The sequence below is a fragment of the Streptomyces sp. C1-1 genome (assembly GCF_050214755.1).
Lineage (GTDB): Bacteria > Actinomycetota > Actinomycetes > Streptomycetales > Streptomycetaceae > Streptomyces.
On sequence record NZ_CP189826.1, the window covers coordinates 10,043,602 to 10,053,346 of the forward strand.

Consider the following 9,745-nt stretch of genomic DNA (forward strand, 5'->3'; position numbering starts at 1 on the left):
ATCCTGAAACACCTGCCTACCGGCAACCACCCGGCCCCGGACGCCGGTTCCTACACGACCTTGCGATGGGGACGCCGGCTCATCCTCCATGTGCTGGACGACTCAATGTCGGTACCGGGGACACACCGGAAGCCGAGTGGTGGGACCGGTGCGGTGAGTCGCCTGAAGGGTGCTTCCTGTTGCCGAACCACCGGCATGCTGTGCGCCGGTGCCCGGCCCTTCGAGAATGGCTCGCGCAAGGAACGCGAGCCGCCGACGTCGTACGAACATCGGTCACTGACCGGATGAGACAAGGGAGTTGAGGGTGTCCTCGCTGATGGAGTCGGGGACGTGCGTGCTGGAGGGAAGCTTGTAGGCCTGGCCGCGAACGGCGCCGCCGGGGCGCTCGTCGGTGTGGAGGTTGAAGTACCAGTTGCTCGGGTGGGCCTTGATCCGCTGGAGTAGGTCCGCGTCCTCAACGGTGACGGTGCCGTAGGTGAACTTCGAACCGTCCGCCAGCTTCTTCGTGAAGAAGGGGATCTTCACGTCGCCGTTGACGCCCTTCACGCCCTGGTGAAGGTGGCCCAGGGTCGGCGTCTGGATGCCGGTGAACGTGAACGCGTAGGAGACCTGGTCACCCTGGATCCGCATGAGCGCGAGGGCGTGACCGTCCTTGTCGCCCACGGCGGGGCCGCCCTTGACCGGTACCTCGGAGGCGCCGTCGAGGAGCGAGCCGAAGAAGGAGGCGCCCGCCTGGTTCTTGGCCCACCCCCCGGAGCCGTGCCCGGCGGCGGCGGCGGTGTCGTGTCCGGTGCTCTGCGAGGAGTGCGCGCCAGAGCTGGAGGCGGCGCCGGTCCCTGTGTCCTCGCCGTTGCAGGCGGTAAGCAGGGCGGCGGCGGTAAGGGTCATGGCGACGAGTCCGAAACGCTTGCTGTACATGGTGGTTATGGCCTCTCAGGTGGTTCAGCCGCGCCGATTCGCGGCCTGACATCCACATCACGGGCCGACCAGGAAGGCTGGCTCACGTGATGACGTGCCTGAGACACTTCTGGGACCGCATGCGGTCACACGGAACATGATGTTGACATGCCGGCTGCGCTGAGTCCTGGTCTCGGCCCGCCGAAGATACGAGCGACCCCCATGTCGGTCGGCAAGCCGCGCAGCGCCTGAACGCGACGGGCCCGTGCCGGCCAGCCGGGAGCAAGCTGGTGGCGATCACGGGTGTCAACAGCGAGATCGGAGCCGCGACGGCGACGTACCCCGTCGGGAAAGGCGCCTGGGGCGTGCTCGGAGCCCGCGCGAAGAACGGCTGCGCGAAGTGGTGGACCAGATCGTCGCGCAGGGGGGTTCGGCCGTCGGCGTCGTCATCGACGTGACGCGGCGGGAGGATCTGAAGCTCCTCACGGACACGACGGTCAGTCGCTTCGGCCGGCTCCGGGGCTCCCGGCAGCCGACAGCGGCCGGGAGCCCCACACCGGGTCAGGCAGTCGGCAGCAGGGGGCCGGAGCCCTCCGGCGTCACGGCTCCGGGGTCCTCGTCCGACCCGAGCCGCACCTCAGGAGCCGGACGCCGGAAGCCCTTGGTGATCACAGCAAGCCAGACGATGCCGATGACCAACCAGCCGAGGCCGAGCCGGACGGCGGTGCCGCCGAGCTGGGTGATCAGGTAGACGTCGACCGCGGCGCCGGCGGCCGGCAGCACGAAGTACCGCACGGGGGAGTGCCGGGTTCCGGAGCGCCACTGCCGCACGGCGTAGGCGATCATGCAGATGTTGACGAGGGTGAAGCCCAGGAACGCGCCGAAGTTGATGAATGAGGTGGCGTCGGCCAGCGAGAGGTTCATGGCCGGCAGGCCGACGGCGCCGATGACCAGCACGTTGACGACCGGGGTGAGCAGCCTGCGGTGCAGGCGCCCGAAGACTCGGCGCGGCAGGGCGCCGTCGCGGCCCATGACGAACATCAGGCGGCTGGTGCTGGCCTGGATGGCCACGCAGGAGGCGAACCCGCCCAGCATGCCGACGATGTTGGCGATGTCCGCGAAGGTCTTCCCGCCGACAGTGGTGGACAGCAGGTATCCGGCGGAGTTCTCGTCGGGGAAGGACCCGCCCGGGTGGGCCCACTGCATCAGGAAGGAGATGACCACGAAGACCGTGCCGCCCGTCAGCACGGTCAGGACGATGCTGCGCGGGATGGTGCGCTGCGGGTCGTGCACCTCCTCGCTGAGGGTGCTCACCGCGTCGAAGCCGAGGAAGGCGTAGGCGGCGACGGCGGCAGCCGCGGTGACGGCGGACACGCTGGTGGCATCGTTCCAGAAGGCCTGTCCGGCCGCGGGGGTGCCACCGTGGCCGAGTCCGTAGTGCACGCAGAGCACCGCGAGCACGACGAGGACGGCTGTGACGCCGAGCAGCAGTACCCGGTTGACCCGGTCGGCGACCTTCAGTCCGATCACGTTGATGGCTGTGGCGAGGACGACGTTGATGACCAGCCACGCCCACTCCGGGACGGCCGGGAACTGGGCGTGCAGGTAGATGGCCTGGAGCAGCCAGGCGACCATCGGCAGGAAGAGGTAGTCCAGCAGCAGGGCCCAGCCTGACAGGAACCCGAGGCGGGAGTCGAGTTCCTGACGGGCGTAGGTGTACACGGAGCCGGAACTGGGGTGCACCTTGGCCATCTTGGCGTAGCTGAGACCGGTCAGCAGCATGGCGCCGGTGGCGATCACGTAGGCGGTGGCCGCGGCACCCTTGCTGGTGGCGGCGATGACGCCGAAGATCGAGGTGACGACGGCGGGGGCACCTCGTCCAGGTCGATCACGTCGGTGAGCGTGGTGTCGCTGTCGGCCGCGGCCTCGGAGCGCACGTTTCCCTGAGGGTCCACGAGGATGCTGCGGCCGGTGCCGGCGGGCGCGGCGCGTTTGACGCTGGCGACGAATACCTGGTTGACGATGGCGTTGGCGCGGGCCAGTACGGTCTCCTGGGCGCGGTCGCTGCCGGATGTCAGTACGCAGTTCAGGACGAGCTCGGCGCCCATTCCGGCCAGGTGGCGGATGGTCTCCGGGAACCATGCGTCGTAGCAGATCGACAGGCCCACGCGGCCGACGCCGCCGAGGTCGAAGACGGTGAACTCGGCGCCGGGGGCGACGGTCTCGTAGGGTCGCCACGGGAAGATCTTGCGGTAGGTGGCGATCCGTTCGCCGCGCGGCGAGTACACGGGGGCGGTGTTGTACACGAGTCCGTCGGCTGCGCGCTCGTAGACGCTGCCCGGGGCGAGCCAGACACCCAGGTCGCCGGCAAGCTCGGCCAGAGCGTGGTCGCGCGGGCCGTCCATGGGTTCGGCGAGGGCTTCGGGCAGTTCGGCGGGTGTGAGTACTGCACCGCCCGCCGGGGCGCCCAAGTGCAGCTCGGGATAGGCGACCAGCGGTGCGGCCGGCAACCCCGCGGTGCGCCATCGCACGTCGGCGGCCAAGCCGTCCAGGTCGTCGGCGGTGCGCTGGGCGGCCTGGGCCAGCACTAGGGGAGGGGTCGGGACATGGGGCACCAGGTCTGGACTCGGTGATTAGTTAAACGAAATTTAGTTAACGAATGAGGGGCGGTCAATGGGTCGGCACGAGTGGATACGGGCGGCCTCCGGCGGTATGCGAGCATGTCAACCATGGCCCGACCCAAGAACCAGGCGGAACGCCGCGCCCAGCTGATCGACGCGACCGCCAGGACCGTGGTGGAACTCGGGGCCACCGCCACGAAGCTCAGGGACGTCGCCAGGGTCGCCGGCGTCACCCCCGCGTCGGTGCTCTACTACTACGCCGACATCCAGGAATTGTTCGCCGCCGTGTTCGAGCGCAGCGCCGCGACGTACTTCGTCAGCCGCGAGCGTGCCATCGTGCAGGCCGAAGGGCCGGTGGCGCGGTTGCGTGCCTGCGTCCGCAGCGGCGTGCCCTGGCCCGGTGAAGGCGAGCAGAGCACCCGGCTGCTCTTCGAACTGTTCCCGGTGGCCCTGCGCAACGAGGGCGCCGCCGACCGGCAGCGCGCCTTTGTGCACCAGCAGACCGAGCTCTACCGCCAGGTCCTCGAACTCGGCCACAAGAGCGGCGAGTTCACGCTGATCGGCGACGCCTGCGCCCTGGGGCGCTCCTTCGTGGCACTCGAGGACGGCTACGCGATGGACCTGTTGGTCGGCGACGCGACCGCCCAGGACATCGAGGACCGCCTGCTCGACCACGCCCGCATCGTCACGGGCAATCCTGCCTTCGGCCGCAGCGGATGACCGGCCAGCACACGAGCTCGCCCGATGGAGCCTGAAGGCATGTGAGAGGGGCTCCAGCGCCGGTGACTACTGACCTTGCTGGCGTGATGTCGTCAAGGCGAGTCCGGTTTCAGCTAGGCATCCATCTATGAGGTTGCTGCGGTAGCGGATCACACGGAGGCGGTGCCGAAGGGGGCGTATCGGGTGGTCGGGGTCATCGAGAGGCCGGCCTCGTCTTCGAAGCAGAGCCAAGCCCTGAGAGCCGCCACGGACTTTTCCGCTTGAGGCCAAGTCTCCGTCCCCCAACCGGTTACGGCTTCCTCGTCGCGCTCCACCGCGCGGCTGGCTGGAACCTGGTGGCTGAAGCCGTGCCGGTGCCGCATCTGCGCGATGGCCGACAACGTTATGTTCTTGTGAAACGGACGTCCGATCAGCGTCTTGATCCGTGTCAGCGTCCGCGTCTGGTCCGACCGGCCATCCGCCACCGGCCCCTTGGGCAACTCCTCCTCGAGCACCGCAAAGAGAGCCTGACTCGGCTTTGGGCCTGGGGCGCAGGTCCCGTCGACTCCAAGGCTGACCTATCACCGTGCTCCCATGCCTGGTGCCACCGCTGCACCGACCGCACGCTGACACGTAACTCCTCGGCGATGACAGCATTGTTGTGTCCCAGGGCGGATGTACGGATACCTCATGCCACCGGCCAACCACGTCAAGTGCAACTCGTCGACGCTCACGACATCACGCCAGCAGGGTCGGCAGTCTCTGTCGCGTCTGCTGGCGACGTCAGGCGGTCAGGCTGCCGCAAGATCACGCCGACTGAAGTGACGCCTTACGAGACGCGATCACCAAGTGGTGGCCGTTGAGATGCCACTCCTCGGGCGTGACGGAGTCGAGTCGGCGTGGATTCGCCGCCATCGTGGGGCGGGCGTTCTCGCTTCGTAAGATTCATGGCTTTGTGCCGGGCGTAGTGTGACATATGGGGCGCTGGACTTTTCCGGTGCACCGCGGCCGGTACGGCGGAAGGAGTGATCATGTCCACTATTGACGGGCAGCAGGCTCCCCTGGACCCCGCCAAGCAGGAGGCGTTTGCGGGCGAAGTCGTCGATGTCCTGAACAAGGCCGCGCTCGCTATGCTGGCCAGTGTCGGCCACCAGTGTGGCCTCTTCGACACCCTGTCCGCACTTCCGCCCTCCACCAGCGCTGAGATCGCAAAGGCGGCGGACTTGGACGAGCGGTATGTGCGCGAGTGGCTGGGCGGCATGGTCGTCGGCGGGTTCGTCGAGTACGAGCCGGAGAGGCAGACTTACGTCCTGCCACCCGAGCACGCCGCTTCGCTCACGACCGCGGCGGGACCGGACAACCTGGCCGGGATGATGCCCTACTTCGGCCTCATGGGCGAGGTCGAACAGCAGGTGGTGCGCTGCTTCCGCGAGGGCGGCGGCGTACCGTACTCGGCCTATCCACGCTTCCAGGCCCTGCAGGCCGAGGAGACCGCCCGGATCTACGACCTGGCACTGGTGGACACGATCGTGCCGCTGGTGCCCGGACTTGATGAGCGGCTGCGCGCCGGCATCGACATGCTCGACGTGGGCACCGGGCAGGGACACGCCCCTCTGGTGCTGGCCAGGGCCTTCCCGGCCAGCCGCTTCCACGGCCTGGACCAGTCGGAGGCCGGCATCGAGACCGCGCGAGCCCAGGCGGCTCGTGCCGGGCTGGACAACCTCCGTTACATACAGGCCGATTCGACGCAGATCACCGGCGAGTACGACTTCATCACCGCCCTTGACGTGATCCACGACCTGGCCCGGCCGGCCGAGACACTGGCAGCGATCGCGCGGGCCCTGCGCGCGGGCGGCACCTTCCTGATGGGCGACATCGCCGCGTCCAGCAAGCTGGAGGAGAACATCGCACACCCCTTCGGGCCTGCGCTGTACGGATTCTCCGTCTTCTACTGCATGACGACCTCGCTCAGCACGGGCGGAGTCGGCCTGGGCACCGCGTGGGGACAGCAGACGGCAGTGCGGATGCTGAAGGAGGCCGGCTTCGGGAACGTCGACGTCGAGGCCGTCGAGGGCGACCCGATCAACGTCTACTACGTTGCGACGAGGAATTGACGGTTGGCTGACGCCCGCCGACGCAGGCGCCAGGGCACAAGGAGTGCTGCCCTGGCCGCGCCGCGGCAGTGCCGTCGTCCTGGTGGCGACGGTGGTCAACTGACTGCTGTGCTTGTCGAGCGGACCGGCGATCAGACCAGCCCGTGCTGCTTCGCGTACGTGTTCGCCACGTCCTCCGGGTCCTTCTTGTCGTTGTCGACCCGGCTGTTGAGCTGGGTGAGCTGCTCGGTGGTGAGGACGTTGCCGAGCTTGGCCAGCGCCCTGCGGACCGTGTCGTCGCACTTGCGGTCGGCGATGAGCGGGACGATGTGCTGGCTGGGGATCAGGTTCTTCGGGTCGGCCAGCACCACCCAGCCGTTGGCGGCGATGTCGGTGTCGGTGGTGAAGAGGTTCGCCACGTCGACGTCCCCCTTCTTGAGGGCGCCCTTGACCAGGGGTCCATCGGAGTCCAGGGACTTGAACTCCTTGAACTCCACGCCGTAGAAGTCCTTCAGGCCCACGGCTCCCACCCGGCGCTTCTTCACCTCGGGCGCGGCACCGATGACCAGCTTGCCGTTCTGTTCGGCCAGGTCGGCGAGGGTGGTCAGGCCGTACTTGCGGGCGGTCGCCCGGGTGACGACGAAGCAGTCCGAGTCGGCCGCCTCCCCGTACGGCAGCACCTGGAGGCCGGCGGGCAGCGCGAGGGTGAGCGCGTTCTGCATGGTGCCGGGCTCCGAGGAGTTGTCCTTCGGCGCGAGGTAGTTCAGGAGGGCGCCCTGGTACTCGGGCAGCAGGTCGATGTCGCCGGCCTTCAGCGCGGGGATCACGATCTCCCGGGTGCCGAGGTTGGGACGGACCTTGACATTGACGCCCGCGGCCTTCAGGACGGCCGCATAGAGGTAGCCGAGGACCTGGTTCTCGGTGAAGTTGGCGGTGCCGATGGTGATGCCGCTCTTGCTGGAGCCACCGCCGCCGGACGTGGAGCCTTGACTGTCGAGCGAGGTGATGCCGCTCGCGCAGGCGGACAGGGCCGGGACGGACGCGGCCGCGAACAGGCCGCCGAGGAGGGTGCGTCGGTTCATGATCGGTGTTCCCTAGGCGGTGCGGTGGCGGAAGAGGAAGCGCTGCAGGCCCGACAGGGCCAGGTCCAGGGCGACGGCGACCACGGCGACCAGCACCGCGCCGCCCAGCACCTGCACGAGGTCGCGCTGGGCAAGGCCGTCGAAGACGTAGCGGCCGAGGCCGCCGAAGGAGACGTACGCGGCGATGGTGGCCGTGGCGACGACCTGGATCAGCGCGAGACGCAGGCCGGTCATGATCAGGGGGAGCGCGAGGGGCAACTCGACCTGGAACAGGACCTGGTGGCCCCGCATGCCCTGGCCGCGGGCCGCGTCCTTCACGTCCGGGTCCACAGCGGTCATCCCGGCGTAGGTGTTGGTGACGATCGCCGGGACCGCGAGGGCGACCAGGGCGACGTACACCGGCAGCATCGACAGCCCGCCCGCCAGGAAGACCAGCACGACCAGGCCGACGGTCGGCAGCGCGCGGCCGAAGGACGCGAGGTTGATCGCGATGAAGGCGCCCTTGCCGGTGTGGCCGATGAGCAGGCCGAGGGGGAGGCCGATGGCGGCGGCGATGAGGGTCGCGAGCAGCGAGTACTGGAGGTGTTCGGCGAGGCGGTGGGCGATGCCGTCGGTCCCGGACCAGCTCGCGCCGCTGGTGAGCCACTTGCCGAGGTTCTTGAAGAGCTCGTACATCTCAGGCTCGCCTCCTGCGCCACGGGGTCAGCACGTACTGGAGCGCCACCAGCAGCGCATCCGCGACCACGGCGAGCAGGATGGTGAGGACCACGCCCACGATCACCGGGGTCGGGAAGTCGCGCTGGAAGCCGTCGGTGAAGAGCTGGCCGAGGCCGCCGTCGCCGATATAGGTGGCGACCGAGACCAGCGAGATCGACATGACGGTCGCGATCCGCACGCCCGCCATGATCACGGGCAGCGCGAGCGGGAACTCTACGGTGAGCAGCGTGCGCAGGGGGCGCGTGCCCATCGCCTTCGCCGCTTCCTTTGTCTTCGCGGGGACCGAGTCCAGGCCCTCGACGGTGTTCCGCAGCAGCACGACCAGGGTGTAGACGGTCAGGCCGATGACCGTGGTGGTGCGGGTCAGGCCGCTGATCGGCAGCAGCAGCACGAAGATCGCGATCGACGGGATCGTGAAGAGGACGTTCGAGACGCCGAGCAGGAAGCCGCGCAGCGGGCGGATCCGGTGGGCGATCACCGCGAGCGGCAGCGAGATGAGCACGCCGAAGAAGACGGCGGTCATGGCGGCCTGGAGGTGGGAGAGCGTGAGGGAGGTCAGGTCGTCGGTGTGGTCGCCTATCCACGACCAGTCGATGGTCATGCCGCCACCCGTGCTTCCGTGTGCGCCCGGCCCGCGTGCTCGTGGATGTCGTCGCGGGAGGACACCCCGGTGAGGACGCCGTCTGCGTCGACGCGGGCGACCAAGCCGGTGGGGGAGGCGAGGGACTCGTCGAGCGCGGACAGCAGCGAGTCGGTGTCGCGCAGCGGCCGTACGGGGAGTTCGGCCTCCTTCGACGCCCAGTGCCGGGGCTTGCGCTGCTCGTCGAGGACGAGGGTCCAGGTGCCGCTCTCCGGCGCCGGGCCCTGCGGGACGTCGGCGAGGGTCTTCAGCGACAGCAGCTTCAGACCGCGCTCGGCGCCGAGGAAGCCGGCCACGAAGTCGTCGGCGGGGCGGGCGAGAAGCTCGGCGGGGGTGGCGCACTGAACCAGGTGGCCGCCGGTGCGGAAGATCGCGATCTGGTCGCCGAGGCGTACGGCTTCGTCCACGTCGTGGGTGACGAAGACGATGGTCTTGCTCAACTCCTTCTGCAGCCGCAGCAGTTCGTCCTGGAGCTGGGTGCGCACCACCGGGTCGACGGCGCCGAAGGGCTCGTCCATGAGCAGGACCGGCGGGTCGGCGGCCAGGGCGCGGGCGACGCCGACGCGCTGCTGCTGGCCGCCGGAGAGCTGGTGCGGGTAGCGCTTGCCGGCGTCGGCGGCCAGACCGACGGTCTCCAGCAGCTCCGCGGCGCGGGCGCGCGCCTTCTTCCGGTTCCAACCGAGCAGGAGCGGCACGGTGGCGACGTTGTCCAGCACCGTGCGGTGCGGGAAGAGGCCCGCCTGCTGGATGACGTACCCGATGGAGCGGCGCAGCTCGGCGGCGTCCTGCCGGGTCACGTCCTTGCCGCCGACCCGGATGGTGCCCGAGGTCGGCTCTATCATCCGGTTGATCATCCGCAGGGTGGTCGTCTTGCCGCAACCGGAAGATCCGACGAGGACCGTGACACCGCCTTCCGGCATTCGGAGGGAAAGGTCGTGGACTGCTGTCGTGCCGTTGGGGAAGCGCTTGTGGACCGCATCGAACTGGATCATGAGA

At 68.8% G+C, this 9,745-nt stretch carries 11 protein-coding genes; 2 read left to right on the forward strand and 9 right to left on the reverse strand.

The window, feature by feature from the left end; genetic code table 11:
- Positions 1-273: 273 nt before the first annotated feature.
- The 3 genes from ACQF4J_RS45900 to ACQF4J_RS45910 form a co-directional block, all read right to left on the reverse strand.
- On the reverse strand, positions 274-918 hold the full coding sequence (locus ACQF4J_RS45900; protein ID WP_351806854.1) for a CHRD domain-containing protein: 645 nt from the start codon (positions 916-918) through the stop codon (positions 274-276).
- 540 nt (positions 919-1,458) lie between these two features.
- Complete coding sequence (locus tag ACQF4J_RS45905) at positions 1,459-2,697, reverse strand: APC family permease (protein WP_427168495.1); 1,239 nt, start codon at positions 2,695-2,697, stop codon at positions 1,459-1,461.
- Positions 2,694-3,512 (reverse strand): carbon-nitrogen hydrolase family protein, encoded by an 819-nt coding sequence (locus ACQF4J_RS45910; protein ID WP_427168496.1) that lies wholly within the window; start codon positions 3,510-3,512, stop codon positions 2,694-2,696. Before ACQF4J_RS45910 ends, ACQF4J_RS45905 begins: the two co-directional genes overlap by 4 nt.
- Positions 3,513-3,626: 114 nt before the next feature.
- Between ACQF4J_RS45910 and ACQF4J_RS45915 the strand changes: the two genes are divergently transcribed.
- Positions 3,627-4,238 carry a TetR/AcrR family transcriptional regulator gene (locus tag ACQF4J_RS45915; protein WP_427168497.1) on the forward strand — a complete coding sequence of 204 codons (612 nt, stop codon included), beginning with the start codon at positions 3,627-3,629 and terminating at the stop codon, positions 4,236-4,238.
- Positions 4,239-4,387: 149 nt separating this feature from the next.
- On the opposite strand, the gene ACQF4J_RS45920 is transcribed toward ACQF4J_RS45915, so the two are convergent.
- Together ACQF4J_RS45920 and ACQF4J_RS45925 are read right to left on the reverse strand one after the other, a co-directional pair.
- Positions 4,388-4,732 carry a helix-turn-helix domain-containing protein gene (locus ACQF4J_RS45920; protein ID WP_427168498.1) on the reverse strand — a complete coding sequence of 115 codons (345 nt, stop codon included), beginning with the start codon at positions 4,730-4,732 and terminating at the stop codon, positions 4,388-4,390.
- Positions 4,666-4,902 carry a helix-turn-helix domain-containing protein gene (locus ACQF4J_RS45925; RefSeq protein ID WP_427168701.1) on the reverse strand — a complete coding sequence of 79 codons (237 nt, stop codon included), beginning with the start codon at positions 4,900-4,902 and terminating at the stop codon, positions 4,666-4,668. Before ACQF4J_RS45925 ends, ACQF4J_RS45920 begins: the two co-directional genes overlap by 67 nt.
- A 346-nt stretch (positions 4,903-5,248) precedes the next feature.
- Here ACQF4J_RS45925 and ACQF4J_RS45930 point away from each other — a divergent pair, with 346 nt between their 5' ends.
- Positions 5,249-6,331, forward strand: coding sequence for a class I SAM-dependent methyltransferase (locus ACQF4J_RS45930; protein ID WP_351584634.1), 1,083 nt, complete (start codon positions 5,249-5,251; stop codon positions 6,329-6,331).
- Between the two features lie 131 nt (positions 6,332-6,462).
- Here the strand turns inward: ACQF4J_RS45930 and ACQF4J_RS45935 are convergent, their stop codons facing one another.
- From ACQF4J_RS45935 to ACQF4J_RS45950, 4 genes are read right to left on the reverse strand one after another with little or no spacing between them, the layout of a single operon-like run.
- Entirely contained in the window at positions 6,463-7,392 is a 930-nt protein-coding gene (locus tag ACQF4J_RS45935; protein ID WP_351584632.1) for an ABC transporter substrate-binding protein, read from the reverse strand.
- Positions 7,393-7,404: 12 nt separating this feature from the next.
- Entirely contained in the window at positions 7,405-8,067 is a 663-nt protein-coding gene (locus ACQF4J_RS45940) for an ABC transporter permease (protein WP_351584630.1), read from the reverse strand.
- Position 8,068: 1 nt separating this feature from the next.
- A complete protein-coding gene (locus ACQF4J_RS45945) occupies positions 8,069-8,710 on the reverse strand; it encodes an ABC transporter permease (RefSeq protein WP_399902211.1) in 642 nt (213 codons plus the stop codon).
- On the reverse strand, positions 8,707-9,741 hold the full coding sequence (locus ACQF4J_RS45950; protein WP_351806844.1) for an ABC transporter ATP-binding protein: 1,035 nt from the start codon (positions 9,739-9,741) through the stop codon (positions 8,707-8,709). The genes ACQF4J_RS45945 and ACQF4J_RS45950 overlap by 4 nt, the downstream gene beginning before the upstream one ends.
- Positions 9,742-9,745 lie beyond the last annotated feature (4 nt).